25 protein-coding genes are annotated in these 26506 nt (G+C 72.4%); 6 read left to right on the top strand and 19 right to left on the bottom strand.

What is annotated here, in order from left to right; all coding sequences use genetic code 11:
* Both ACRDTB_RS15965 and ACRDTB_RS15960 read left to right on the top strand, forming a co-directional pair.
* On the top strand, positions 1–414 hold a 414-nt coding region (locus ACRDTB_RS15965; RefSeq protein ID WP_431431077.1), incomplete at its 5' end, for a LuxR C-terminal-related transcriptional regulator.
* Between the two features lie 487 nt (positions 415–901).
* A complete protein-coding gene (locus tag ACRDTB_RS15960; protein ID WP_431431076.1) occupies positions 902–3388 on the top strand; it encodes a hypothetical protein in 2487 nt (828 codons plus the stop codon).
* On the opposite strand, the gene ACRDTB_RS15955 is transcribed toward ACRDTB_RS15960, so the two are convergent.
* Both ACRDTB_RS15955 and ACRDTB_RS15950 read right to left on the bottom strand, forming a co-directional pair.
* Positions 3364–4485 (bottom strand): glycosyltransferase, encoded by a 1122-nt coding sequence (locus tag ACRDTB_RS15955; protein WP_431431075.1) that lies wholly within the window; start codon positions 4483–4485, stop codon positions 3364–3366. The genes ACRDTB_RS15960 and ACRDTB_RS15955 overlap by 25 nt on opposite strands.
* An 85-nt stretch (positions 4486–4570) precedes the next feature.
* Positions 4571–6946: a CDP-alcohol phosphatidyltransferase family protein gene (locus tag ACRDTB_RS15950; RefSeq protein WP_431431080.1), complete on the bottom strand. Its 2376-nt coding sequence runs from the start codon at positions 6944–6946 to the stop codon at positions 4571–4573.
* Positions 6947–7146: 200 nt separating this feature from the next.
* Between ACRDTB_RS15950 and ACRDTB_RS15945 the strand changes: the two genes are divergently transcribed.
* Complete coding sequence (locus ACRDTB_RS15945) at positions 7147–7944, top strand: SAM-dependent methyltransferase (protein WP_431431079.1); 798 nt, start codon at positions 7147–7149, stop codon at positions 7942–7944.
* A 23-nt stretch (positions 7945–7967) separates the two neighbouring features.
* Here ACRDTB_RS15945 and ACRDTB_RS15940 read toward each other — a convergent pair whose 3' ends face one another.
* On the bottom strand, positions 7968–8795 hold the full coding sequence (locus ACRDTB_RS15940) for an alpha/beta fold hydrolase (protein ID WP_431431074.1): 828 nt from the start codon (positions 8793–8795) through the stop codon (positions 7968–7970).
* Between the two features lie 10 nt (positions 8796–8805).
* Positions 8806–9270 (bottom strand): DUF1772 domain-containing protein, encoded by a 465-nt coding sequence (locus tag ACRDTB_RS15935; protein WP_431431073.1) that lies wholly within the window; start codon positions 9268–9270, stop codon positions 8806–8808.
* A gap of 124 nt (positions 9271–9394) precedes the next feature.
* On the opposite strand from ACRDTB_RS15935, the gene ACRDTB_RS15930 reads away from it, so the two are divergent.
* The gene (locus ACRDTB_RS15930) at positions 9395–10306 is read left to right on the top strand and encodes an endonuclease/exonuclease/phosphatase family protein (protein WP_431431072.1); all 912 of its coding nucleotides are present in this window, start codon (positions 9395–9397) and stop codon (positions 10304–10306) included.
* Between the two features lie 12 nt (positions 10307–10318).
* Here the strand turns inward: ACRDTB_RS15930 and ACRDTB_RS15925 are convergent, their stop codons facing one another.
* The 8 genes from ACRDTB_RS15925 to ACRDTB_RS15890 form a co-directional block, all read right to left on the bottom strand.
* Entirely contained in the window at positions 10319–12286 is a 1968-nt protein-coding gene (locus tag ACRDTB_RS15925) for a hypothetical protein (protein WP_431431071.1), read from the bottom strand.
* A 10-nt stretch (positions 12287–12296) separates the two neighbouring features.
* On the bottom strand, positions 12297–13355 hold the full coding sequence (locus ACRDTB_RS15920; RefSeq protein ID WP_431431070.1) for a glycoside hydrolase family 130 protein: 1059 nt from the start codon (positions 13353–13355) through the stop codon (positions 12297–12299).
* A gap of 5 nt (positions 13356–13360) precedes the next feature.
* Positions 13361–14152: a carbohydrate ABC transporter permease gene (locus ACRDTB_RS15915; RefSeq protein WP_431431069.1), complete on the bottom strand. Its 792-nt coding sequence runs from the start codon at positions 14150–14152 to the stop codon at positions 13361–13363.
* Positions 14153–14285: 133 nt separating this feature from the next.
* Entirely contained in the window at positions 14286–15164 is an 879-nt protein-coding gene (locus ACRDTB_RS15910) for a carbohydrate ABC transporter permease (protein ID WP_431431068.1), read from the bottom strand.
* 137 nt (positions 15165–15301) lie between these two features.
* Positions 15302–16600, bottom strand: a complete 1299-nt coding sequence (locus ACRDTB_RS15905; RefSeq protein WP_431431067.1) for an extracellular solute-binding protein — start codon at positions 16598–16600, stop codon at positions 15302–15304.
* Between the two features lie 29 nt (positions 16601–16629).
* Complete coding sequence (locus ACRDTB_RS15900; RefSeq protein ID WP_431431066.1) at positions 16630–17646, bottom strand: LacI family DNA-binding transcriptional regulator; 1017 nt, start codon at positions 17644–17646, stop codon at positions 16630–16632.
* Positions 17647–17725: 79 nt separating this feature from the next.
* Positions 17726–18226: a GNAT family N-acetyltransferase gene (locus tag ACRDTB_RS15895; RefSeq protein WP_431431065.1), complete on the bottom strand. Its 501-nt coding sequence runs from the start codon at positions 18224–18226 to the stop codon at positions 17726–17728.
* A gap of 8 nt (positions 18227–18234) precedes the next feature.
* Positions 18235–18849 carry a LysE/ArgO family amino acid transporter gene (locus ACRDTB_RS15890; protein ID WP_431431064.1) on the bottom strand — a complete coding sequence of 205 codons (615 nt, stop codon included), beginning with the start codon at positions 18847–18849 and terminating at the stop codon, positions 18235–18237.
* Between the two features lie 68 nt (positions 18850–18917).
* Between ACRDTB_RS15890 and ACRDTB_RS15885 the strand changes: the two genes are divergently transcribed.
* Both ACRDTB_RS15885 and ACRDTB_RS15880 read left to right on the top strand, forming a co-directional pair.
* The gene (locus ACRDTB_RS15885) at positions 18918–19823 is read left to right on the top strand and encodes a LysR family transcriptional regulator ArgP (protein WP_431431078.1); all 906 of its coding nucleotides are present in this window, start codon (positions 18918–18920) and stop codon (positions 19821–19823) included.
* A 36-nt stretch (positions 19824–19859) separates the two neighbouring features.
* The gene (locus ACRDTB_RS15880) at positions 19860–20288 is read left to right on the top strand and encodes a PGPGW domain-containing protein (protein ID WP_431431063.1); all 429 of its coding nucleotides are present in this window, start codon (positions 19860–19862) and stop codon (positions 20286–20288) included.
* Between the two features lie 3 nt (positions 20289–20291).
* Here the strand turns inward: ACRDTB_RS15880 and ACRDTB_RS15875 are convergent, their stop codons facing one another.
* The 7 genes from ACRDTB_RS15875 to ACRDTB_RS15845 form a co-directional block, all read right to left on the bottom strand.
* Positions 20292–20720, bottom strand: a complete 429-nt coding sequence (locus tag ACRDTB_RS15875) for a hypothetical protein (protein WP_431431062.1) — start codon at positions 20718–20720, stop codon at positions 20292–20294.
* A gap of 141 nt (positions 20721–20861) precedes the next feature.
* Positions 20862–21728 (bottom strand): NAD(P)-dependent oxidoreductase, encoded by an 867-nt coding sequence (locus ACRDTB_RS15870; RefSeq protein ID WP_431431061.1) that lies wholly within the window; start codon positions 21726–21728, stop codon positions 20862–20864.
* A gap of 48 nt (positions 21729–21776) precedes the next feature.
* Entirely contained in the window at positions 21777–22382 is a 606-nt protein-coding gene (locus ACRDTB_RS15865) for a hypothetical protein (protein WP_431431060.1), read from the bottom strand.
* Between the two features lie 30 nt (positions 22383–22412).
* Positions 22413–23678 carry a 3-isopropylmalate dehydratase large subunit gene (locus ACRDTB_RS15860; RefSeq protein ID WP_431431058.1) on the bottom strand — a complete coding sequence of 422 codons (1266 nt, stop codon included), beginning with the start codon at positions 23676–23678 and terminating at the stop codon, positions 22413–22415.
* Positions 23675–24919, bottom strand: a complete 1245-nt coding sequence (locus ACRDTB_RS15855; RefSeq protein ID WP_431431057.1) for a LeuA family protein — start codon at positions 24917–24919, stop codon at positions 23675–23677. Before ACRDTB_RS15855 ends, ACRDTB_RS15860 begins: the two co-directional genes overlap by 4 nt.
* Positions 24920–24943: 24 nt before the next feature.
* Complete coding sequence (locus tag ACRDTB_RS15850; protein ID WP_431431056.1) at positions 24944–25738, bottom strand: ABC transporter permease; 795 nt, start codon at positions 25736–25738, stop codon at positions 24944–24946.
* Complete coding sequence (locus tag ACRDTB_RS15845; protein WP_431431055.1) at positions 25735–26505, bottom strand: ABC transporter permease; 771 nt, start codon at positions 26503–26505, stop codon at positions 25735–25737. Before ACRDTB_RS15845 ends, ACRDTB_RS15850 begins: the two co-directional genes overlap by 4 nt.
* Between the last annotated feature and the right edge of the window lies 1 nt (position 26506).

Genomic DNA, 26506 nt, shown 5'->3' with positions numbered 1-26506 from the left:
GCGCGGGTGTGGGCGTCGATCCTCGCGTCGGTCGTCGACGCGGCGGCGGCACGGTCCGCGGCCGAGGGGCTGGCCGACGCGGGCCGCCCGTGGGAGGGCGCGGCCCTGTGCGGTGCGGCGGCTGCGAAGCTGGCCGAGCCCACCGAGGTCCGCGAGCTGCTGGCTGCCGGCCGTGCGCTGCGCGCGACCGTCGCGACCGACGATCCCGGCGCGGCGGTCTCCGGACTGTCCAAACGGGAGCGATCGGTGGGCGAGCTGCTGCTCGACGGTCTAACCCAGAAGGAGATCGGCGCCCGCCTGTACATCTCGCCGAAGACCGTGGAGCAGCACGTGGCGCGGCTGCGGCAGAAGCTGCTCGCGGGCAACCGCGCCGAGCTGGTCGCGGCGTTGCGGGCCCGGCTCTCGGCCGGCTGACCGGGGAGAAGGGTGGCCCTGCCGGTGCGCCGGCAGGGCCACTTTCGCTGGTGGTCGGCGTGGGGCCCCGGTGGCGCCGGTGCTGGCGGTGACCGACGAGCAGGGGCGGTCCGCGTGGCACGTGCCGATCGGCGACCTGGGCCGCTCGAACAGGCCCGCGGCCTGGGCCGGCGATGGTGGCGAAGGCGCTTGCCGGGGAGCTCGGCCCACGAAACATCCTGGTCAACGGGCTCCTACCGGGCCGGATCGCGACCGGCCGCCTGACGTATCTCCGAGTCACTGTCTACTTCGGACGAACGAGCGCGACCTGAGCGGATCGATGCCGCCCGACGACGGCGGTGTCCTACCGGGCATCTGAACGAAACGATCACAGCCCCTTCTGGCCCTTTCACTGCGTGCGTCGACTGCGGTATACCTGGGAAGACAAGGTTTTCGGCCGCAACCGCATCAACAGTCCATAAAGGACAGCGGAGGGAGTGAGGGCCGAGTGAGCGACGGCAGCGAGCTGGTTCCGCTACGTACCGGGTTCGACGTGGTGCTGCGCGGGTACCGGCGGGGTCCGGTGCGCAGGTATGTGGCGAGTGTCGAGGAGGAGCTGCGCAGCCTGGCGGCCGATCGGGACGCGAACGCTCAACTGGCCGAGGCCCTTGCCAGACAGGTCGAGCAGCTCCGCGCGGAGAACGGCCGGCTCCGCCAGCAGGTGGACCGGGTGTGCCGGACGCCGGTCGACCCGTCGGGCCTGCAGGAGCGGCTGCGGCGGATGCTCGAGCTGGCCAACGACCAAGCGGCGGAGGTCACCACGCGCGCCCGGGTGGCGGCCGAACACTGCTGGGCGACCGCGCAGGAGGCGGCCGGGCGGCTGCGGGTGCGCTACGAGGAGTCGATCACGGACCTGGACAAGCGCCGTCGCGAGATGGAGCACGAGCACCACGCGATGCTGCAGCAGACGCGCGTCGAGGTGGCCGTGATGACCACCGAGGCCGAGCGGCGGAGCCAGGAGCTGGACGAACAGGCCACCCGCCGCCGCGAGCGCATCGAGGCGGACTTCGAGGTGGCGATGGCCAGCCGGCGCACCCGGGCCATGCGGGAGATCGCCGAGCAGAAGCTCGCGGCACGCGAGGAGGCCGACCGCCGCCTGATGGCGGCGAACGAGTCGTCGGGCCGCCTGCTCTCGGCCGCCGCGGCGATGAGCGGCCACCTGGTCACGGCCGCACTCGGCGAGTCCCGCTGGCGCCTGAACTCGGCGAGCTCGACGGCCGGCCGGCTGGTCACGGCCGCCGCCACCACGAGCGGCCACGTGCTGGGTTCCGCGCTCGCCGAGTCGTCGCGTCGGTTGATGGCGGCGGATGAGGCGTCGGGTCGGTTGGTGCGTGCGGGTGCGGCGGTGAGCGGTCACCTGGTGGCGTCGGCGATCGCCGAGTCCGAGGGCCGGGTACGCGCGGCGAACGAGGCGTCCGGCCGGCTGGTACGGGCGGGCGCCACGGTGAGTGGGAGCGTGCTGCGCTCGGCGGTCGCGGAGTCCGAGGGCCGGGTACGCGCGGCGAACGAGTCGGCGGGGCGTCTGGTGCGAGCCGGCGCCGCGGTGAACGGCAGCGTCGTGGCGGCGGGCATCGCGGAGGCGAAACGCCGGGTCGCGGCCGCGGATGAGTCGTCGGGTCGGTTGGTGCGGGCGGGCGCCACGGTGAGTGGGAGCGTGCTGCGCTCGGCGGTCGCGGAGTCCGAGGGCCGGGTACGCGCGGCGAACGAGGCGTCCGGCCGGCTGGTACGGACCGGTGCGGCCGTGAGTGGGACGTTGGTGAGCTCCGCGATCGCGGAGTCGGACAGGCGGCTCGGCGCCGCCACCCACCACGCCGGGCGGCTGGTCACCGCCGCCGGGTCGGTGAGCGGTCGCCTCGTGACCTCGGCCATTGCCGACGGGGAGCGGCGGGTCGAGGCGGCCACCGGCAAGGGCGAGCGGCTGGTCCGCTTCGCCACCACCGAGTCCGAGCGGTTGGTGCACTCGGCGACCCGGAAGGCCGATGGCCTGGTGAGCACGGCCGACGCGGAGGCGAGGCGGCTCGTCACGACCGCGACCGGCAAGGCGGAAGACCTCGTCGCCGCCGGCACCGCCGAGGGCGAGCGGCGGGTCGTCACCGCGATGGCCGAGGCCGACCACCGGATCGCCGCCGCCACTGCGAAGGCGGAGCACCTCATCGGTACCGCCACCGGGGAGGCGCAGCGATTGGTGGGCTCGGCGACGGCGGAGGCGGAAGGCCTCGTCAGCACCGCCGCCGAGCAGGCCGACCGGCGCACCCGCGACGCCGCCGAGCACGCCACCCGGCTCCTCCACGACGCACGCACCGAGGCCGCCCGGCTCGTCAGCGAGGCCCACGTCAAGGCCGACCGGCTCGTGGACGAGGCACACGGCCGGGCCGACCGGCGGGTCCGCGAATCCCAGGCCGAGACGACCCGGCTGGTCGGCGACGCGCATGCCGAGGCCGACCGCGTGGTCGGCGAGGCTCGCGCGGAGGCCGACCGTGTGGTGGGTGAGGCACGCAGCGAGGCGGTCCGGCTCCTCGGCACCGCACGCACGAACGCCGAGCACACCGCCGGCGAGGCCCGCGCGGACGCCGACCGGCTCCTCGACGACGCGTGCGCCGAGGCCGACCGGCTCGTCGGCGAGGCCCGGGCCGAGGCCGACCGGCTCCTCGAGTACGCGTGCGTCGAGGCCGACCGGGTGCTCGACGGGGCCCGTGTGGAGGCCGGCCGCCGGGTCGGAGCGGCCAGGCGGGAGGTCGACGATCTCCGCGGCGTCCACGATCGCGTCGCCAACCAGATCGCCGCCGCCCGGGAGTTGCTCACCGGGGCCGGGCCGTTGCTCCAGCCGCTCCCCGCGGAGTCCGACTCCGAGCACGGATCCTCGGCCATCCCCCTCCAGCGGGAGCACGAGCAGCAAGAGCACGAGCCGACCTATCTGTCCACACCGGACCAATAGGCGGCCAGCACGTCCGCGGCCTCGTCGGTGGACGGGTGGGCGGCGAGCTCGGCCGCGAGTCCGGCGGCGGCGACCCGGTAGGACGCGTCGGTGAGCACCGTGGACAGAGCTGCCCGGATCTGCGGCGGTGACGCGACCAGGCCTGCGCCGGCCGCGGCCACCCGGCGGGCATTGATGTGCTGGTCCCCGGCGAACAGCGGCACCACGACCAGCGGCACGCTGGCCGCCAGCGCGCCCAGCGTCGAACCGCCGCCGCCGTGGCACACCACCGCGGACGCCCGCTCGAGCACGGAGGCCTGATCGACCCAACGCTCGACCCGCACGTGCCCCGGCACCGGGCCGAACGACGCCGGGTCCGCGTGGCGGCCGACGGTCAGCAGCACGTCCGCGTCCAAGCCGGCGACCGCGGCCAACGCCGCCGCGTAGAACTCGGCCAGTGCCGGGATCCCGCCGGCCACGCTGCCGAACGTGACGTACACGAACGGCCGTGCACCAGGCCGCGACACCACCCACGACGGGTCGCGGAACCGTGCCGTGTGGGCGAACCCGGGCGAGAGCGGATCCTCGAGTCCCGCCGGGAACAGCGTCAGGTGCGGCTCGTCGTCGAGGGAGTGCGGGCCGGGCAACCCGTGCGCGGCACGCAACGTGTCGACCTGTGGCGCCGCGACGGGGACCATCATCCGCTCCAACGACGCGAGCCCGATAGCGACTCGCGCGTGTGGGACGCCGTGCAGGTCCGCCGCGACCGCACCGGCGAACTCCGCCGTCTCGCGGACCACCACGTCCGGCCGCCACGACGTGATCGCGTCCCGGATCCGGGGGAGCGCGGCCGTGGCGTCGAGGCGGGCGAACACCTCGCCGACGATCCACGCGTTGGCCTCGTCGTGCGACATGCCGGCCAGCCGCCCGTGCGCGGCCGCCAGCTCTTCGGCCGGCGGGTCGGCGACGGGCCAGAACTCCGCGTCCCGCACCGACGGACGCAGCGAGTCCGGCGCGGCCACGAGTACGTCGTGCCCGCCGCGGCGCAACGACCGGACGAACGGTGCCAGCGGCCCGTAGTGCCCGGCGCCCGATGTCGATGTCACCAGCACGCGCACCGGTCAACGGTACGAACGCCGTGGGTTACCGGCCAGACCGTTCGACGGCGCGTGGCGAACCGATCACCCCGGGACGCCGCGCCGGTCAGCGAGGTGAGGCGAGCTGTTCGGAGTTCGACGGACCGAAGGCGGTCAGGAACCGGTCGCGGAACTTGCTCATCTTCCACACCGGTGCCCTCGGGCCCGGGTTGAGCCCGTCGTGCCAGTTCCAGTGGCTGATCCGCTCCAGCACCGCCGGGTCCTTGGCGACGATCGTGATCGGCACGTCGTGGTGCGCGTCCACCCCGCTGACGATGGGTGCCGGCTGGTGGTCGCCGAGGAAGATCAGCACGAGGTTCTCGTCGCCGTAGGTCTGGACGTAGGAGATGAGCGTGTCGAGCACGTACTCGATCGCGTCGCCGAACGCGCCCTTGACCTTCGTTTGGTCGGGCCAGAAGTCCTTGCCCCGCTTGCCGTTCGTGGCGTGCTCGTAGATGGAGCCGTCGCCGACGTCCTTCCAGTCGAGCAGCTTGGGCAGCGGCGCCCACGGAGAGTGGCTCGAGGTGAGGTCCAGCTCGGCCATCACCGGCGTGTGGTTGGGCGTGGCGCGGTGGTGCTGCTGGAAGTACTGCAGCAGGTACTGGTCGGGCATCTTGGAGTAGGCCAACGTCGGGCCCGCGTAGTCCGGGTTCAGGTTGTCCCAGGTGTACGTCTTGTCGTAGCCGAAGTACTCGCCCTCCGGCCAGTCCCCTTTGATCTGCGGCGAGGCACCGACCGTGTCCCAGCCGGCCCGCTTGAACGCCTTGGTCAGCGACATCCGGTCGCCGGCGGTGAGCGCGTCGTAGCGCTGCTGGTTGTTGACCCACAGGCCGGACTGGAGCGAGGCGTGCGCGAGCCAGCTGCCGCCGCCGAACGTCGACGACGCCAGGAAGCCGCTCTTGGCCTCGAACCCGGCCGCGCGCAGCTTCTCGGTGCCGGCGTCGAGCTTCGCGTCCACGCCCGGTGCGATCAGCGGGTCCTGAATCGCCACGCGGCCGTAGCTCTCGATGAAGGTGAGCATGACGTCCTTGCCGCGCAGCTCGGTCAGCAGCTCGTCGCCGGGCGTCAGGCGGAAGTCGTCGACGGCCGCCTCCTTCGCGAACTGCTCCGGGTCGAGCAGCCCGGCGCGCACCGACTTGGCCTTGTCGAAGACCGCGTCGGAGGCGCTGCGGGAGGCGACCGGCACGTCCTGGGTGAACTGCACGCCGAGCACGGCGCACACCAGCCACACCACGCCGAGCACCGCGATCGAGCGGGTCGCCGTCGTGCGCCGTTGCACCATGAGGCGGCTCAGCCGCAGCACCGCCACGGTCGTGAGGACCAGCAGGCTGATGATGAGCACCACCACGCCGATCACGGTGAGCGTCGCACCCAGCTGGCCGATCTCACCGGCGAGGTACTCCACACCCGGGCCGAGGAAGCTCCAGTCGAAGACGAGGTCGAACGGCCGGGCGAGCACCTCGTTGAAGCCCATGTCGGTCAGCTTGACGACCAGCAGCAGCCCGAGGCTCAGGCCGACGAGCACGGCCGCCACCCGCCGCGCGATCCTCGGCAGGAGGAGCACGAGCGCGATGCCGATCAGCGCCTCGATGGGGATCCGCGCCAACGCGGTGGGCGTGAGGTCGCCGATCCGGTTGGGCGCGATCAGCGCGAACAGCACGAGCACGCAGGCCAGGCCGGTGCCCACACCGGCCAGGACGCGTCGCCGCCTCGAGCGGGCCGGCTCCTCGTCGGCGGTCTCGGCCTCGGGCGCGTCCGCGCGGTTGCGGTGGAGCCAGACGACGTCGTGGCCGAACGACCCGGCGAGCGCCGCGAGCGCCACGCCGAGGATCAGCACCGTGCCCGGGTCGGGGAGCAGGCCCGACGCGGCGATGGCCAGGATGATGCCCTGCGCGGCGGCGACGGTCTTGCGGATCATGCTGTGCGGCAGGTCCGCGCGCATCCACCGCAGCAGCCGGCCGGCGACCACGAAGACGTAGCGCATCACGCCGATGGCCAACACCCACGGGCCGACCGTGGTGGCGAGGTACACGCTGAGCACCAGGATGAGGAACGCGTCGGTCTCCATGTCGAACCGGGCGCCGAACGGGGAGACGGTGCCCGTGCGCCGGGCGACCTGGCCGTCGATCGCGTCCAGGGACAGCGCCACGGCGGCGAGCACGACGAGCGGCGTGACCGGGACCGGTTCGGGGATGTCCGCGACGAGCGCGGTCACACCGCCGATCAGCACGGCACGGGCCAGGGTGACGAGGTCGGCCGGGCCCAACGACGTCACGCCGTAGTGGCGCAGCCCGGTGGTGATGGCGGCGCAGCCGATCACGAGGTAGGCGATCCCGGTCAGCCAGCCCGACGGGCCGAGCCCGGTCGCCATGGCCAACCCGATGAACAGGACGACCTGCGCGGCCGCTCCGGCGATCAGGGTTCGCGCCGGAGATACTGTCATCACGGCCACGCGTTCCTCCTGGGTTTCTCTAGCTTCTGCCGTGAATACGTCTGGTTGCTCCGGATGGTTCTACAGCACCCGTCCGACTGGAGTGACCTGCGGTTTCCGCCGCGATGAACTTCCCGGGCGCGGGCCGCGTGTTAAGGAGTGACGGAAGCCGGAAGTCGATCAGTAGTCGATCACAGGAGGGCCGCGTGGCGGTGACCACCACCCAGTTCGCAGCGGAGTGGCTCGCGTTGCGCGAGGACGCGGATGCCGCGGCCCGCGCGGCCGAGTTGCTCGAGCCGCTTCGCGCCCACCTGGCCGGCGACGAGCTCGTGATCCGCGACCTCGGCTGCGGCACCGGGTCGATGAGCCGCTGGCTGGCCGGGCGGCTGCCCGGGCCGCAGCACTGGATCCTCACCGACCGCGACCCGGCGTTGCTCGCGCGGGCGGCGTCGAGCCTGCCGAGCCCGGCGACGGCGGTGATCGACGAACGGGACCTGACGCTGCTGGCCGCGGCGGACCTGGCCGGCACGTCCCTGGTGACCGGGTCGGCGCTGCTGGACCTGCTGACCGTCGAGGAGGTCATGGGGCTCGCGGTCGCGTGTGTCGGCGCCGGGTGCCCCGCGCTGCTGGCGTTGTCCGTGGTCGGCCGGGTGTCGCTGGATCCCGTCGATCCTCTCGACGCCGCGGTCGAGGCGGCGTTCAACGCCCACCAGCGGCGCACGGTGGACGGCCGCCGGTTGCTCGGCCCGGACTCGGCGGACGCGGCGACGCGGGCGTTCGAGGGTCTGGGCGCTGTCGTGCACCGGCGGCCCAGCCCGTGGCGGCTCGGCCCTCGGGACCCGGCGCTGACCGCGCAGTGGCTGCAGGGCTGGGTGTCGGCCGCGTGCGAGCAGGACCCGGACCTGGCCCGCGACGCCGTCCCGTACCTGCGCCACCGCCTCGACGAGTGCACCTCGGGCCGGCTGCGGGCGACGATCGCCCACGAGGACCTGCTGGCGCTGCCGGCTTAGGGCACCGCACCGCCGGCCGCTCCTCAACACCTGGCGCGCAACCACTCCAGGGCGGCCGGCGCCGCGTCGAGGACGGAGATGTGCCCGTCGTCGGGGCGTAGGCGCAGCTCGGCGGACGGGCAGCGGGCCGCGAGCCAGTCGGCGTGCGAGCTGGGGATGACCAGGTCGAGCCCACCATGCAGGAGCAGGACCGGCGCGGTGAGCGACCCCGGATCGGCGCCCCACGGGGACACGTACGCGAGATCGTCGTCGATCAGCGGTCCAGGTCCCGCCGCGAGGGCCGGCCGGACGACCGAGCCGAACCACCCCCACGGGCCCTCGAACGCGGCGAGGTCCGGCGGAGGGAACTCCAGCTCCGGGTTGTCCTCCCGCGTCTCGTAGGCCTCCTTCGCGGCGCGTCCGGCGGCGGCCGCACACAGCGAACCCAGGCTCGAGTCCGACATGCCCGCGAACCAGTCGAGCCCGTCGGCGCCGAACGGCGCGATGCCGGCCGCGCTGACGACCGCGAGCACTCGGTCGGACAGCAGCACGCCGCACGCGAGCGCGTGCGACCCGCCGCCCGAGTGGCCCAGCACCGCGAACCGGTCGATGCCCAGCGCGTCCGCGACGCTCGCGACATCCGTGGCCGCGGACCCGACACTCCGGCCGGGAAGCGGCGTCGAGCCCCCGTAGCCGGGCCGGTCGTGCGACACCCAACGGATGCCGAGCTCGGCATCCGTGACCAGCGGCTCGGGTGGCGTGCCGATGTTCGGCGTCCCGTGGTGCCAGTACACGACGAGCTCGCCCGCCGGCCCGGTGTCGTAGACGTGCAGCGTGCGGCCGTCGGCGAGGGCGAGGTCGAACTCGGTCACCGGCGGGACACTAGCGGCTCGCCAGGGCGGTGACGAGGCAGCCGAACCCGGCGACCGAGACCACCGTCCGCAGCACGTTCCACCGCACCCACGACGTCTCGAACCGTGCGCGCACCTCCGCGTAGTCGTCCCCGCCCGCGTCGAGCGCGTCGTTCATCGGGATGTGCACCACCCGGGTGATCACGAGCATCGCCAGCAGGCACGCGAACGCCGCGACGAGCCACCACAGCTCCGGCCCGGCGCCCAGATGCAGGAGCAACGCGACCCCGGACAGCAGCGGCGCGCCCAGGAACGACAGGAGGAACCAGCCGTTGACGATCGCGACGTTGATCCCGCGCATGCCCTCGACGAACGTCCTGTCGTCGCCGCGGCCCAGGCCCGGCATCACCGAGCACGAGTAGGCGTAGAACAGGCCGGCGAGCAGCCCGGCCGCGATCGTCGCCACCACCAGCACGACGAACGATGTGGTATCCATCGGATCCTCCTCTGCCCCCGTGAGTCTGCCTCAGTGAGTCCGCCCTCGGTGAGTCCACGAAAGATCACCCGGAGGCGTCAAGGTCCCTACAATGGTCACCGGGCCGAGTGATCGGAGGGTGTACATGCCTCGCCGGTGGCGTCGTCTGCTCGGCCTGACCGGCGTGCTGATGCTGGTGTTCGGGCTGCCGCAGACCCAGCCCGCGGTGGCCGACCGGGACCAGACCATGCCGCTCATGGGCCCGGCGCGCGGTGACGAGCTGCACGTCATGACGTTCAACCTGCGCTTCGCCTCCGACGAGCGGCCGCACTCGTGGTCGCAGCGGCGCCCGGTGATGGCCGAGCTCTTCCGCCTTGAGCAGCCGACGCTCATCAGCACCCAGGAAGGGCTCTACCCGCAGCTGCGCGACATCGACGACGACCTGCCCGACCACTACGACTGGGTCGGCGAGGGCCGGCTCGGCGGCAGCCGGGACGAGTTCATGGCGATCTTCTTCGACACGCGGCGGCTGGAACCGGTGGAGTTCGACCACTTCTGGCTGTCCGACACGCCGGACGTGGTCGGCTCGAACACCTGGGGCAACGACTCCGTCCGCATGGTCACCTGGGTCCGGTTCCACGACCGGCGCACCGGCACCGAGTTCGTCGCGCTCGACACGCATCTCGACGACGAGTCCACCTACGCGCGCGAGCGTGCCGCGGCCATGATCCGGGACCGGGTCGCGCGGTTCCCCGCGGAGCTGCCGGTGATCATCCTGGGGGACTTCAACGACGCGGGCGGCGACTCCGCCCCGTACGACATCCTCATGCGGGACGGCATGCTGCGCGACGCCTGGCTCGTGGCCAAGCGCCAGCGCAGCCCGGCGTACCGGACCTGGCACGACTACCGCCCGCTGGAGCCGAACGGCCGGCGGATCGACTGGATCCTCACGCGCGGCGACGTGACCGTGGACGAGGTCGGCCTGAACATCTTCGCCCACAATGGACAGTTCCCGTCCGACCACCTCCCGCTGCAGGCGCGGCTCCGGGTCGGCTGACGATCCTCGCGTTCACCAGCGCAGCACGGTGAACCCGCCGGCGACGACGCGGGCGAGCACCGTCGGGCCGGTCGCGGTCGCACGGGTGACCGGCCGCCCCGTCCCGTCGTATCCGTGGACCGTCACGCGGGTCCCGGCCGGGACGGTGACCGGCCGGGTGCGCGGGCCCGGTGCCGCGCTCTGCAGCACGGCCGTCCGCGAGTACACGACCTGGCTCACCTCTGGACGCAGCAGCACGGCGTCCACAGTGGACTTGCCGGTGGCGGTCGCGGTGAGCGAGGTCGCGCCGGGCGGCAGGGGAGTGGTCAGGGTGACCGGCAGCAGCGCGCCCGGCGCGGGCGAGGCGCCCTGCGGCGCACCGTCGTGGTCCACCCTGCCGAGCCGCCGGTCACCCGTCGACCACGACGTGGTGCCGTGGCCCGGCTGCGTGTCCACGACCGGCAGCACGAGCCGTGGCTGGCCGCCCGCCGGGACGGTGAGCTTCGCGCCGTCACCCGCGGCGAGCCGCAGGTACGCGCCGCCGCTCCACTGCGACTCCCCGGTCCACGCGGACGGCGGCGTGACGACCTCGCCACCCGCGGCCGACTCGCCCTCGACGAGCACGGTGGACTCACGGTGGCGCACCGCGCCCGAGTCCCGGGCCACGCGCGCCAGCGCCGGCGACGCGTCCAGGGCCAGCATCGTCAGCAGCCCATGGATCGTCGACTCCGCGCCAGAGTTGCGGTTGACCACGCCCTCGCCGCTCACCCCGTCCGCGGTCCGGCCGGACGCCGGGTCGTAGGTGGGCTCGCCCGCGGCGTTGGCGCCGAAGAACCAGCCGGCCGCGATCCCGGCCAGCGCCCGCGGGCCGGGGCTGCCGGTCGCGGCCCCGGTCGCGAGCAGTGACCACACCCGGGAGTCCACGCCGTACGCGATCTGTGTGCGGTCCACGGGTGCGGGCAGCCAGCCGTTGTCCGGCCCGCCCGCGGTCAGCAGGTACGGGGTGAACGTCGCCGCGTCCGTGACCGCCGGGCGGGCCAGGTCCGGCCGGTTCAACACGGCCGCGGCACGGGCCAGGGCGGCCGGCATCTGTGACGCCCACCCGTGCCAGTCCGAACGAGACAGTGCCCACGGCAGGATCGCGCCGTACGGCCAGCTGCCGGCCCGGGTACCCGGCGACATCGCCGCGATGCCCTCGGCCAGCCGGGCGAGCGCCGTGCGCGCCGCCCGGCCGCCACCCGCCGACACGTACGCGGCCAGCCCGAGGACCGCCTCGGCGCTCGCGTCCGCGCCGTCCACGACCAGCCATGCCGGCACCCGGACGCCGTCGACCAGCTGCCACCGCCCGTACCGGGACAGCACCTGCCGGTCCAGCGCGGTGATCGCGAGGTCCAGCCGGTCCCGCAGGAAGCTCCCGAACGCCGTGCCACGGAAGGCCGCGAAGCCCTCGCCGAGCGCCCAGACCGTCCGCGCGAGCCAGTACGACGGGCCGGAGTCGGACGGGTCCGGCAGCTCCACCGGCCGCGCGCTCGGGTTGAGCGTGCCGTCGGGCTGCATCCACAGCACCACGTTGCCGGCGTGGGGTCCGCCCGTCGTCTGCAGGTAGGTCAGCCCGCGCAGCAGCTGGTGGGCGTGCTCGCGGCTGGACTCGTCGCCGGTCTGCCGCCAGTGTCGCAGGTACACGACCGACGCGCGGGAGATGTCGTCGGCGTTGAAGGCGCCCTGGGAGTAGGTGTCGGTCGCCGGGTCGTACTCGCCGCCGCCGATCCGGTCGTAGTGCCCGTCGTCGCGGCGGTCGGCGTAGGTCCACAGCACACCGATCGCCGGCTCGCGAGCAAGCCGGTGGGTGGTGTGGCCGGGCTGCTCGGGCGGCGACACGGTGTCGCCCAGGAAGTTGAGGTGCGCGAGGTTGGTCAGCGGCACCGGGGTGGCCGCCGCCGGCACGGGCACCACGACAGACAGTCCGATGAGGACGGTGAGAGCGAGGGCGGGCAGGCGCATGGTGGTCTCCTCAGGTGACCCGGTCCAGCCGGGCGACGCCGATCTTCGTGTCGGCCATGCCGTAGAACACGTAGCGAACGCCGTCGATCTCCTCGACGGCCGTGGGGAACACGACGTTGGGCACGGTGCCGACCCGCTCGTCGTCGGTCTCCGCGGTCAGGATCGGCTCGGCCGTGCGGTCCAGCACGCGGCTCACGTCGATCGGGTCGAGGATCATCGCCCCGGCCGCGTAGGACACCCGCTGCTGCTGCGGTTCCCACGGGTCGTCGATCGCGCCGGACACGCCGTGGTGGATCAGCAGCCAGCCCTCGTCCACGCGGATCGGCGCGGGTCCGGCGCCGATCTTGAGCGCCTCGAACTCGTACTCGGACAGGGCGACCAGGCGGTGGTTGCCCTGCAGCACAAGGGAGTCCAGGTCCCGCTCGGCGTCGGCGGCGGGCACGTAGGACACCCAGATGCCCGGTCGCTCGTCACCGACCCCGGCCGGCAGGTGCACGCCCTCGCCCTCGCGGAACCAGCCGAGGTCCCACATCGGGCGGTGCAGCATCGCGTACGCGGGCCTGCCGTCCGGCCCGGGCACCGGCTCGGGAAAGAACACCGCGTCCTTGTTGGGGAACAGGTTCAGGTCGGTGTCCAGGCCGGGTTGGTAGCGGAGGTGGACCGGACCGAGCCGGCGCCACTCGGCGAGGTCCTTGGACACCGCGAGCGCGAGCCTCGGGCCGAGCGGGCCGTAGGCCACGTAGGTCATCACGTGCACGCCGAGCCGGGCGATCCAGGTGACCCGTGGATCCTCCACGCCCGCGTTGTTGCGGCCACGCTCCCAGCCTTCGTCCGGCGCGAGCACCACACCCCGGCGCCGCACCTCACTCGGGACACCGTCCACAACCGACACCTGGGCCAGTCCGACCCGGGAGACGTTGCCCGCCGCGACCAGCCTGGGCAGCAGGTAGAGCATGCCGTCCGGGCCGACACCGCTCGCCGGGTTCAGCACGCCTTCCGCCTCGAGCTCGTTGCCCGGCTCCGGGGTCATCAGCACGCCGAGGCGGGTGAGGGTGTACGGAGGAGTCAAGAAGATCAACCCTTCACACTGGATCCGAGGTCGGTGGCGACGAAGCGGCGCTGGAACACGACGAACAGCACGATCACCGGTGCCGCCAGCACGCATGCCCCGGCGAGCAGCGCGCCGTACGGGTTGGCCGCGCGCGCCGCGACGTTGCTCATGTAGTTCGCGAGCGCCACGGCCAGCGGCTGCATGTCCGCCTGCTTGGTGATCAGGAACGGCCAGAGGAACTCGTTCCACGGCCCGATGAAGGTCAGCAGCACCGCGGTCAGCAGCGCCGGTTTCACCAGCGGCAGCGCGATCCGGACCAGGATCGCCAGCTCACTCGCGCCGTCCACCTTGGCGGCCTCGAACAGCTCCCGGGGCAGCTGCAGGAAGTACTGCCGGAAGACGAACACCGCCGCCGAGTTGATCGCGAACGGCAGGATCATCCCGAGGTGGGTGTCCGCGAGCCCGTAGGTGCGCACGATGAGCACGTACAGCGGGATCGTCAGCAGCTGGAACGGGATCACCTGCACCAGCAGCATGACGTTGAACACGAGCGCCCGGCCGCGGAAGTGCAGCCGGGCCAGCGCGTAGCCGGCCAGCACGCCGAACACGACCGTGCACAACAGCACGCCGCCGGTGAAGATCCCGGAGTTGAGCAGGGCAGTGCCCAGGTCCAGGCGCTCGTCGATGTCGGCGTAGTTGCCCAGGGTCAGGTTGCCCGGGTCCGGCAGCGCGCCCGCCGGCGTGGTGTCCGGTTCGGACTGCAGGCTGCCGATCAGCATGTAGTAGAAGGGGAACAGGAACATCAGCGCGCCCACCGCGAGCGCAAGAATCTGTGCCGCCTCCCCGAAATTACCCCTTGTGGTCGCCTTGGGGTGCCGCCGTCTGGTTGCGCGCGTACTTGTGGCTGGGTTGCGTCCCGTTCCCCTTAGGTGCGGATGACGAGCCATATCAGTCACGCTCCAATAGCCTGCGGTTGATCACGGAGATGATCAGCGTCCCGGCCACGAGCACGATGCCGATCGCGGCGGCGAGACCGGCCTGACCCTGCTCGATGCCGCGCTGGTACATCACGAGCACCGGGGACGCGGACGCGCCGCCCGGCCCGCCGCCGCCGGTGAGCAGATAGGGCTCGGTGAACAGGTTCGCCCCGGTGATGGTGGCGAGCAGCACGACGAGCGTGGTCGCCGGGCGCACGCCGGGCACCGTCACCGTCCGGAACGAGCGCCACCGCGAGGCTCCGTCCACCGCGGCCGACTCGTACAGCTCACGCGGCACGTTCTGCAGCGCGGCCAGGTAGAGCAGGATGAAGAAGCCCAGCTGCTTCCACGTCACGTAGACGGCCACCACCGGCATCGCGAGACCCGAGTTGACCAGCCACGACGGGGCCGGCGCGAGGTCGCCGAGCACACTGTTGACCAGGCCGTCGGAGTTGAACAGGAATTGCCACACGCCCACGACCGCGACGCTCGCCGTCACGTACGGGACATAGAAGCTGACCCGGAAGAACGTCCGCAGCGGGATGGCGGCGTTGAGCGCCGAGGCGAGCCCGAGCGACAGTCCGACGGTCAGCGGCACGTTGATCACCAGGAAGACCACGATGTTCCGGAAGGACCGGAGCACCGCGGGGTCGCTGAACACGGCCGCATAGTTCGCGAGCCCGACGAACGGCCGATCCACGACGGCACCCGGCGCGGCGAAGAACCAGTCGTGGAAGGACATGTGGACCGCGACGCCGAGCGGGTAGGCGAAGATCGCCACCAGGAACACGACATACGGCGTAACGAAGGCCAGGCCTACCGCCTCCCCGGAATTGACCCGTGTGGTCACTGTCCCGCCTCTCCGGAATTAACCCTTGTGGTCGCCTTGGGTTGGTGTCGTCCGGTTGAGTGCGTACTTGTGGCTGGGTTGCGTCCCGTTCCCCTTGGGTGCGGTTGGGGAGGTGTGCGGTTCAGGGGGTGTCATGATCAGGACTGACTGGCGAGCTGGTCCACCTTCGCGGCCGCGTCCCGCAGCGCGGTGTCCGGGTCGGTCTTGCCGAAGATCACCGCGTTGCTGTAGGCGTCGCGCAGCGCCTGCCAGATCGCGATCGAGTTCGGCACGTTCGGCACCTCGACGGTGCGCGCGGCCAGGTCGGCGAACGTGGTGTACGCCGGGTTCTCCGCGAAGTAGTCCGGATATGCCTCGGCCAGCCCGGAGCGCAGCGGCATCTGACCGGTCGCCTCGAGCAGCGCGCCGTCCTGCTGCTTGCTGGTGGCGAACTTCATCAGCTCCCACGCGGTCCCGCGGTTGGCGCACGCCGAGTACATGGCGATGTTCTTCGCGTCGCTGAACGTGTGGACCTCCTCGGCCGGCGTGCCCTTCGAGGTCGGCACCGGCACCGAGCCCCACTCGACCTTGTCGCCGTACACCGGGATCGCCCACGGGCCGACGATCGCCATGGCGGCCTTGCCGTCGGCGAACGCGTCGCCGTTGTACTTCTCCCGGCCTGCCAGGCCCTCGTCGTAGAGCGTCCGCCAGAACGCGGCGACCCGCTCGCCCTCCTCGCCCGCGAACGTGGCCTCGCCGTTCTCCACGAGCAGCTTGCCGCCGGTCTCCGCGGCGAACAGCGGGTAGAAGTCGAACCAGGACTGGAAGAACTCGCTCGTCGGGGCCGGCAGGATCGCGTACTGGGCGCCACCACCCTTGACCACCCTGCGGGCGGTGTCGAGGAACTCGTCGTATGTGGACAGTGGCGGGTTCTCCGCGTCGATGCCGGCCTTCGCGAACGCCTTCTTGTTGTAGAAGATCACCACCGGGTTGGACTTCCACGGCAGCTGGTAGTACTTGCCGTCGGGGGAGCGGTACTGCTCGGCGGTGTCGCCCGTGCGGTCCTCGATGTAGCGGCGGGCGTCGGGGAAGTCGTCGAGCGGCACCAGACCGCCCTGCTTCTGGAACTGCGGCACGGCCGCGGGCGCGGTGTTGAGCACCAGGCACGGCGCGGTGCCCGCGGTGATCGCCGCGCCGATCGCCTCCTCCGCGGTCTTGCCGGCCGGGATCTCCTGCGCGGTGACCTTCTCGTCCGGGTGCGCCTCGTTCCACTCGGCCACCATGGCCTTCCCCCACGCCACCTCCTCGGTGTTGTTGGAGTACCAGATGGTGATCGGGCCGCGCTTGCCGGCGGCCTCGGCGGCGTCCGTACCTCCGCCGCCACTGTCCACATTGCACCCGACGGTGGCCAGGACGAGGGGGAGGGCGGACAGCAGGGCGATCAGGGTGCGCTTCATTGCGTCTCCGATCTGGTTGCGGGGTGCGGTCAGGGCGCCGAGGTGGAGTCGCGGAGGACCAACTCGGCCGGTGGCAACGCGGTGTCGGCGAGGTCCTGGCCCTCGATCAGCGCGAGCAGCATGGTCGCCGCCACCTCCCCCCAGCTTCGGGCGTCGGCGCGCACGGTGGTGAGCGCCGGGTGCACGTAGCCCGCGAGGTCGGTGTCGTCGAACCCGGTGATCGACACGTCCTCGGGGATCCGGATGCCCAGCTCCGCGGCGACGGCGATGGCGGACAGGGCCATCACGTCGTTGGCGTAGACGATCGCGGTGGGCCGGTCCGGCCCGGCGAGCAGCCGGTGGGTCGCGGTCCGGCCGCCGGCCGCGGTGAAGTCGCCCGCCACGATCCGGCCGGGCGGCAGACCCGCCTCGGCCATCGCGTCGGCGAATGCCTGCCGGCGCGCGATGGCGTGCAGGAACGGCTCGGGCCCGGACACGTGCGCGATCGAGGTGTGGCCGAGGCCGGCCAGATGCCGCACCGCGGCGGCGATGCCGGGGCGGTCGTCGAGGAGCACGGCGGGAAACGGGGTCGGCACGTCCGGGCGGTTCAGCGTGACCGCGGGCAGCCCGATCTCCCCGAGCAGCGCGATCCGCGCGTCGGACCGGCGCAGGTCCATCAGGAACACCCCGTCCACCCGGCCCTCGCGGGCGAGCCGCCGGTAGCCGGCCACCTCGGCCGCCGGGCTGGTGACGACCTGGAGCACGAGTGCCTGGTCGCGCTCGGCGAGCACCTTCTCCACGCCGGCGATGAACGTGGGGAAGAACGGGTCCGCGCCGACCAGCTCCGGATCGCGGGCGACGACCATGCCGAGCGCGAAGGCGCGCGAGGTGGACAGCGCGCGGGCGCGGTGGTTGGGCGACCAGCCCAGGTCGGCGGCCGTGTCGAGGATGCGCCGCCGGGTCTCCTCGCTCACCCCGGCTCGGCCGTTGAGCGCGAAGGACACCGCCCCCTTCGACACCCCGGCGTGGCGGGCCACGTCGGCGATGGTGGGGCGGCGTGTGGTCACCGGATGCTCCCTCAACTGATGGGTAAACCGGTTTACTAAACCGCTTTATCAGAGGCGTTGTCAAGCGCCCGGCTCTGCGCTAGAGGCGTTGCTCGAAGAGCTGGCCCGGCCAGGTGCCGACCGTGAACGTCTCGGTCGGGGTGAAGCCGTGGCGGGTGTAGTAGCCGACCAGCTCGCCGGTGCCGCCCGCGTAGCAGTCGACCCGCAGCAGGGACACCTCGCGTCGCCGGGCCAGGTCACGGGCCAGGCCGAGCAGGGCCGAGCCGATCCGCGCGCCCGCGTGGCGGCGGGAGACCAGCACCAGGACCACGTACAGCTCCGGCTCGTCGAGCGGGGGCGCGTAGGGCGGGCGCCGGTCGCTGACGACGAGCGCGCCGGCCGGCGCCTGGTCGACCTCGGCGATCCACAGCTCGCCGCCGTCGATCATGCCGCGCACCCGCTCGACCCGATCCGGCTGCGCCGACCACGGCTCGGTGCCCCACTGCCCGGTGTTGCCGCGCGCGACCATCCACTCGACCGCCTCGTCGAAGAAGTCGAGCAGCACGGGCAGGTCGTGTTCGTCGCCCCGGCGGAAGTCCATGCCCCTGTCTACCCGGCCAGCAGCGCCACCCCCAGAGTGATCATGGTCGCGGCCACGAGTCCGTCGAGGACGCGCCACGACGACCGGCGGGCGAAGAACCCGCTCAGCAGCCGGGCCCCGAAGCCGAGCGCGGCGAACCAGCAGACGCTCGCGATGACCGCGCCGAGCCCGAAGTCCCACCGCAGCGCGCCGTGCGTGGCGGCGATGGAGCCGAGCAGCAGCACGGTGTCGAGGTAGACGTGCGGGTTGAGCCAGGTCATCACGAGGCAGGTCAGCACGGCCCGCCGTCGCGAGCCCGCCGCTGCCGCGTCGGCTGGGGTGCTGTCCGCGGTCATCGTCGCGGGCCGGAACACCCTGCGCAGGGCGAGCACGCCATAGCAGACGAGGAACGTGCCGCCGGCGAGGCCGACCACGGTGAGCGTCACCGGCCGCGCGTGCACGACGGAGCCGACGCCGGCCACGCCGAGCGCGATGAGCACGGCGTCGGACGCGGCGCAGATCGCGACCACGGCGAGGACCGCGTCCCGGCGGATTCCTTGGCGCAGCACGAAGGCGTTCTGCGCGCCGATGGCCACGATGAGGGACAGACCGGTGCCGAAACCGGCGGCCATGGCGAGCAGCACGCCTCCACGCTAGGCACGGACTCGACCGTCGTCGAGCTAAGGATTCTTACGTATCGTTAGTGAACGTGATGCCGATCGACCAGGTGCGCACGCTGCTCGCGGTCGTGGACGAGGGCACCTTCGACGCGGCCGCGGCGGCCCTGCACGTGACGCCGTCCGCGGTCAGCCAGCGGGTGAAGGCGCTGGAGCGGGGGATCGGCCGGGTACTGGTGCGGCGCACGAAGCCGGTGCGGCTGACCGAGTCCGGTGAGGTCGTCGTGCGGTTCGCCCGGCAGCTGGCGAGGCTGGAGCTGGACACGCGGGCCGCGCTCGGCATGTCCGACACCGGCGAGCCGGCCGTGCTGCCGATCGCGGTCAACGCGGACTCGCTCGCGACGTGGTTCCTGCCGGCCCTGGGCCGGGTGCCGGAGTCGCTGCGGATCTGCTTCGAGCTGCACCGCGAGGACCAGGACCACACCACGGCGCTGCTGCGTGAGGGCGTGGTGATGGCGGCGGTGACGTCCTCGCCGGAGGCGGTGCAGGGTTGCTCGGTGCGCCCGCTCGGCCTGATGCGGTACCTGCCCGTGGCGAGCCCGTCGTTCGTGTCGCGGTGGCTGGCGGACCGCCCGCTGCGCCAGGCGGTCGGCAGGGTCCCGGTCGTCCTGTTCGACCGCCGCGACGACGTGCAGGACGAGTTCGCGCGGCGGATCGCGCGGGGCCGCGACGCGGGACCGCTGCGCCACTATGTCCCCTCCTCGGAGGCGTTCGCGGACGCGGTGACCGCCGGCATGGGCTGGGGCATGCTGCCGACCGCCCAGGCCGAGCCGCGGCTGCGGGCGGGCAGCCTGGTGCGCCTGGACCCGGACCGCGCGGTCGACGTGCCGCTGTACTGGCAGCAGTGGAAGCTCGACTCGCCCTCGCTGGCCGCCACGGCGGAAGCGGTGGCCGCGGCGGCGGCCGGCACGCTGGACCCGTCCCCGGTCCGGCACCGGTAGCCGCGCCCGTGCGCGGGACGGCCCTGGCGAGTCACAATGGCGAGCACGATGGCCGCGACGACCAAGCACATGAAGCGCGTGGCGCTCGCGATCGTCGGCGGGGTCGTCCTGCTCGTCGGCGTCGCGTTGCTCGTGCTGCCCGGGCCCGGCCTGCTGCTGGTGCTCGCCGGGCTGCTCATCCTCGCCTCCGAGTTCCCGGTGCTCGAGCGGTACGTGGGCCCGGTGCGGGTGCGGGCCATGAAGGCGGCCGAGGACAGCGTCTCCTCGCCGCTGCGGATCGCCGGGTCGGTGTGTGTCGGGCTGGGGCTCCTCGCCGGCGGTGTCGTGTGGGGCGTCGTGCCGGGGCTGCCCTTCGGCGGGTGGGGCGCGGGGTCGAGCCTGATCCTGTCCGGGATCATCCTGTTCGCCCTGCTGATCTGGAGCCACCGCAAGGTCCGGGCACGCCGGGACGCCGCTGGCCGGTGAGGGTCAGGCGGCCGCCCGGACGGTCCACGGCTCGGTGTGCCGCGCGGCGGCCAGGCTCGCCCGGCAGCTGCGGACGACCTGGCGGTTGGCCGCACCGGGCGGCATCTCGTGACATCTCGGGCAGGTCAGCCGCACATCGCCGGTCAACTCGTCGACGGCCACCTGAACCGCGCATGAGCAGCGGCGGCACCAGCGGTGCCCGGTCACGACGATGACGTGCAGCGGCGAGGAGACGCAGTGGTGCAGCCAGCGCCGGTGCGTGTGACAGGTCGTCCGTTCCAGCGGGTCCAGGCCGGTCTCCTCGGCGGCGTCCTCAGTAGACAGTGCGACGGCGAGCCGGTGGTCGGCGATGTCGGCGTACCGCTCGTGGATGCCGGACTCGGCAGGGGCCGGCACCACGGCCGGGGTGTGGGTGCTGTGTCGCGTGCTCACGACCGGCTCCTTCGCGTCCGTCCCGGTGTGATCCGGTGCAGACGCTATGGCGGCCGGGTGGTGCCGGACATCGGGGAGAGCCCCGGTCCGCGGGCGGGGTGACCCGGGATTTCACCCGGTGCGCCGGAACTCTGGGCCCGCTCACCGGGCCGAGCGAGCGGTGTGGATGACGGCGGCCATGTCCTCGCCGGCGTGGCCCGACTCGGCCGCGGCCCGCAGCTGCGCGAGGACCGCCTGCATGAGCCGGTCGTCCACGCCGACCACGCGGATCGCGTCAAGGATGAGGCCGGCGTCCTTGACCGCGCCGTCGAGGGCGAACGCGGGGGCCAGCTCGCCGGTGATCATGTTCGCGCCCTTCACCTGGGCGTAGGCGCTGTCGGTCGGGCCGCCGGAGAGCACGTCGAGGAACTGCCGCGGGTCCAGGCCGAGCCGCTCGGCCAGCGCGATGCTCTGGGCCGTCGCGGTGGTGATCGAGAGGACCCACGCGTTCGCGACGAGCTTGAGCCGGTGGCCGTCGCCGGGTCGCTGGCCGACCCAGACCGTGCGGGCGCCGACCGCGTCGAGGACGGGCGTGACCCGCTCGCGCAGCGCCTCGGCGCCGGCCGCGAGGACGGTCAGCTTGCCCTGCTCGGCCGGCTGGCGGGTGCCCAGCACCGGGGCGTCGACGAACCCGATGCGGTGCCGCGCGGCGAGGCCGGCCAGCCGCTCGGTGGCCTCGATCCCCACTGTGCTCGACTGCACCCACAGTGCATCCGGGCGGAGCCTCGGCAGCGCCGCCTCCATCACCCCGGTCACGGCGGCCGCGTCGAACAGCATGGTGAGCACGATGTCCGCGCCGTCGACCGCAGCGGTCACGTCGTCGGCCACCGTGGCGCCGTCGCCGGCGAGCGGCCGCGCCCGGTCGGCGGTGCGGTTCCATACGGTGACCTCGAACCCGGCACGCACGAGATTGCGGGCCATCCCGGCACCCATGATTCCCGTGCCGAGCACGGTCACACTCGTCGTCATGGTCGCCGTTCTACCTCACCCGGGCGGTCCGGGCACGGCGGCCGGCGGTCACGTCTCCCCGGCGGCTCCCGGCAGCATGTTGAGCAGGCCGCCCGCGGCCCAGATCTGGCTCACGAACTCGCCCGGCGGCTCCAGCCGCACGGTCTCGCCGGCCTCCGTGGTCAGCGTGGCCGCGTACGGGTAGACCGTGATCCTCCCGCCAGCGGTCAGCTTCGCCAGGTCCGCGGGGTCGGTGAGCGGCAGGCAGGGCAGCCCGTTGTTGGTGGCGTTGCGGAAGAAGATCCGGGCGAAGTCGACCGCGATCACCGCGCCGATGTGGTTGAGCTTGATCGCGCGGATGGACGTCTCCCGGCTCGACCCGCAGCCGAAGTTGCGCCCGCCGACGATGATGTCGTCCGGCTGGATGTTCGGCTGGATGGTCGGGTCGTAGCCGTGGAACAGGCCGCGCTTGACCTTCTCCGGGTCGAGGCTGAAGAACGCGGGCGGGTGGATGACGTCGGTGTTCATGTCGTCGCCGAACAGCCAGATCCGCCCGGTGACCTGTTCCGCCTCCCCGGAATTAACCCTTGTGGTCACGTTGTTGGTCCTGTCCGGTTTGGTGCGTACTCGTGGCTGGGTTGCGTCCCGTTCCCCTTGGGTGCGGTTGGCGGCCACGCTGCGCCGCCTCCCCGATGGTGGTGTCCGTCATGTGTCCTCCAGGTCGCGGTAGAGGTCGGGGGTGAGCTCGCCGCGCATCGCCGCCCGCGCCACCGTGCGCGGGCTGGCGAGGTAGGTGCGGCTGTCCCAGTGCCCCATCCGCCCGCGGAAGTTGCGGTTGGAGCTCGATACGCACACGTCGTCGGCGCCGAGCACGCCCTTGTCGATCCCGCCGCACGCACCGCAGCTGGAATGGTTGAAGATCGCCCCGGCGTCGGTGAGCGTCTCGACGTGGCCGGCGCGCAGCGCCTGCTTGAACACGTCCACCGACGCCGGGATGATCACGAACCGGACCTCCGGATGCACCTTCCCGCCGGCCAGCTCGTTCGCCGCGGCCTCGATGTCGCCCAGCCGGCCGCTGGCGCACGAGCCGAGGAACGCCGTGGTGATCTTGACCGGCTCGAGCTCCCGCAGCGGCACCACGTTGCTCGGCTGCCACGGCTTCGCGACCCGTGCGTCGAGGTCGTCGAGGTCCACGTCGATCACCCGCTCGTAGTGGGCGTCGGCGTCCGGGCGGACCTTCGTGCCGAGGAACTCGCCGTCCCGCCCGACGAAGTAGGCCTCGGTGACCTCGTCCGGCTCGAACACGCCGAACTTCGCGCCGATCTCGACCGCCATGTTGGAGATCGCGAACCGGTCGTCCTGCGAGAGCCGCGTGGCCGACTCGTCGTGGAACTCCAGCGTCCGGTACTGCGCGCCGCTCTCACCGAGGATCGCCAGCAGCTCCAGGACGATGTCCCGGCCGCTGGACTGCTCGGGCAGTGTGCCGTGGAAGCGCACCGCGATGGTCTCCGGCCGGCGCATCCACGTGGTACCGGTGGCCAGGGCGAACGTGATGTCGGTGGCGCCCATGCCGGTGGCGCACGCGCCGACGCCGCCGGCCATGATCGTGTGACTGTCCGCGCCGACGATGAGCCCGCCCGCCTGGCACAGCCGATGCTCGACCATCAGCTGGTGGCAGATCCCTCGGTCCAGCAACAGGTTCGGCATCTCCAGCCCGCGCGCGAACGCGAGGAAGCGGTTGGCGATGTCCGCGTGCTCGGCGGTGGCCGGGGGCGAGAAGTGGTCGTTGGCCAACAGCACCTTGTCCTTGTCCCACACGGACAGTCCGCGCCGCTCGAAGCCGTCGATCAGCAGCGCGATCGTCGCGTCGGGACCGAGCACGGCGTCGACGTTCACCCGGCGGTACAGCGCCGCGTCCCCGTCGACGGCGTGCGCGTCGATCACCTTGTCGCTGAGCGTGCGACCGGTCACGAGACGGCCTCGCCGGCAAGCCGGTCGTACTCGGCGATGACCACCTCGGACGGCACCCCGGCGAGTGCGGTCTCGGTGAACGCCACCTTCGCCTCGAAGGCCCGCTCGTGCTTGTTCTTGTTCGTCTCCTCGACGATCCGCTTCACCGCCTCGACGACCTTGCGGGCGAGGTCGTCGTCGACCTCTCGGGGCGGGTTCGCGGTGCTCAGCACGTGGCGGACGAGCGACGCCCCACTGTGCTTGCCGAACACGTAGTCCCGCTCGCTGCCGGTCCACGACGGCGGCAGCTCCTCGTAGCTGCGGGTGTTCTTCAGCATGCTGTCCACGTGCACGCCCGACTCGTGGCGGTAGACGTTGAAGCCGGTGACCGGCTTGGTCGCGCTCATGTGGATCCCGCTGGCCCGTTCGACGAAGCGGGACAGCTCGGGGAGCTTGAGCGCGTCCACGCCGTGCTCGATGCCGTGCAGGTGGGTCATCGCGGCCAGGCACTCCGCGAGGTCGGCGTTGCCGGCGCGCTCACCGATCCCGTTGACCGTGCAGGACAGCGAGCGGGCGCCGGCCTCGATGGCGGCGAGCGCGTTGGCGGTGGCGAGCCCGTAGTCGTTGTGCGCGTGGATGGAGATCGCGATGCTCGGGTCCAGCTGCTCGGCGAGCGTGCGCACCAGCCGTCGCATGCTGGCCGGGTGCGCACAGCCGACCGAGTCGGCGAGGATCAGCCGCGCCACCGTGCCTGGCTGGCAGACGTCGTTGACGAGCCGGATCATGTACTGCGGGTCGGCGCGGGTCGAGTCCTCGAACACCACGCTGGCGGTCATGCCCTGGCCGACGATCTCGTCCACGCCGGTGCGCATGATGCGCGAGACGTCGTCGCGCGTGACGCCGAGCGTCTCCTTGATCCGCAGGTCGCTCGTCGGCATGAACATGAACACCTCGTCGGAGCCCGCCTTCGCGGCCGCGACGATGTCCTGCCGCACGGGCCGCGCGGTCGCGCCGAGCCGGGCGCGAACCCCGGCGCGGCGCATCTCCTGCATGGCCTCCATGTCCGCGGCCGACGCCGCGGGGAAGCCCGCGTCGAGCACGCGAATGCCGGCCTGGTCCAGCAGCAGGGCCAACTGCACCTTCTCCTGGACGGTGAACCAGACTCCCGGGGTCTGCTCGCCGTCGCGCAGCGTGCAGTCGATCACCTCGACCTGCTCGGGCATGGTCGGCGGGCGCGTTGCCTGCGTGTGCTTCTTGTCCACTGCGAACCCCGACTTTCCTTCCGGTTACCGGTATACCCGCCCGGCGGCGCGGTGCCAGCCGAGCGCCCGCTTCTCCACCGCGAGCAAGATCATGTTGAACAGGTACCCCAGTACTCCGAGCATCACGACCACGGCCCACATCTCGGCGAACTCGAACCGGTTGCCCGCGTCGCGCATCTGCTCGCCGAGCCCGCCGTTCGCGGCGAAGAGCTCGGCCACCACGGCCAACAGGAGAGCGCCCGACAGGCTGATCCGCAGCCCCGCGAAGATCTTCGGCAGCGCAGCGGGAAGCACGATGCCGAACAACCGCTGCGCCCACGGGACGCGGAAGGCCAGCGCCGTCTCGATCTTGACCAGGTCCACCGATCGCACCCCGTCCACGGTGTTCAGCAGCACCGGCCACGTCGCGCCGAAGACGATCACGGTCAGCACCATGGGTGTGCCCAGCGTGCAGATCAGCACGAACACCGGGACGAGTGCCGGCAGCGGCAGCGAGCGGAAGAACGCGAACAGCGGCCCGGCGGCGATGCTCACGGTCCTCGACAGGCCGCAGGCGGTGCCGACGACCACGCCGGCGAGCGCGGCAAGGCCCCAGCCGCCCAGCACCCGGCCGATCGTGCTGGCCAGGTTGTCGCGGGCCTCGGGGGTCAGGAACGCGTCGGCCGCGGGACCGGAGAACCACATCCGAACGGCGGCCGTGAGGATCTCGTACGGCGCGGGGAGGAACGGGTGCGCGATCGCCGTGGCGGCGACCTGCCACGCGACGAGCAGCACGACGAACGCGGTCCACCGCACCAGGACGCCACGGAGCAGGGTCATCTGGCGGCCTCTCGTTCGGCCACCGTCCACCCGAACACGCGGCGCTGCAACTGTTCCAGGCCGGCATGCGCGGCGAACCCCAGCACACCGGCGACGACCACGATCGCCAGCACCTGGTCCATTCTGGTCACACCGGTGGCGGCCACCAGGATGGCCCCGCCGAGGCCGCCGCTCGTGCCGGTCAGCATCTCGACGCTGATCACGACGGACAGCGCGATCGGCGTGGCGAGCCGGATGCCGGTCAGCGCGAACGGCGTGACGGAGGGCAGCACGACCCGCAGCATCATGCGGCCCGGTCCGTATCCGCAGGAACGGGCGGTGGCCAGCAGAAGCGGCTCCACCTCGTCCACCGCGTACATCGTGTTGTAGAAGATCGGCCAGAGCGAGGCGAACACGGCGAGGCCGATCTTGGACTCAGGTCCGCCACCGATCCAGAGCACGGCCAGCGGCACGAGCGCCACGGGTGGCATCGGCCGCAGGAACTCGAGCACCGACCGGCTGGCCGCGCGCATCAGCGGGCTGTGCGCCAGCATCATCCCCAGCGGCATGGCGATGGCCGTCGCGATGGCGAGTCCTATTGCGACGGACAGCGTCGTGGCGATGAGGTCCAGCAGGAACGACTGGTCGCCGAGCATCGCGACGACCTGGGGGAAGACCTCCGAGGGCGGTGGGAAGTAGCCCTCGAGGAACAGGTCGGACCGTCCGACCGCCTCCCAGGCCAGCAGCGCTCCGGCGAATCCGGAGAGCCGGAGCACCACCGCCGACATG

Origin of the sequence: Actinophytocola sp. (genome assembly GCF_050699935.1) — a bacterium.
GTDB lineage: Bacteria > Actinomycetota > Actinomycetes > Mycobacteriales > Pseudonocardiaceae > Actinophytocola.
The sequence above is the reverse complement of the archived record's forward strand: the minus strand, read 5'-3'. Positions and strand labels throughout refer to the sequence as shown.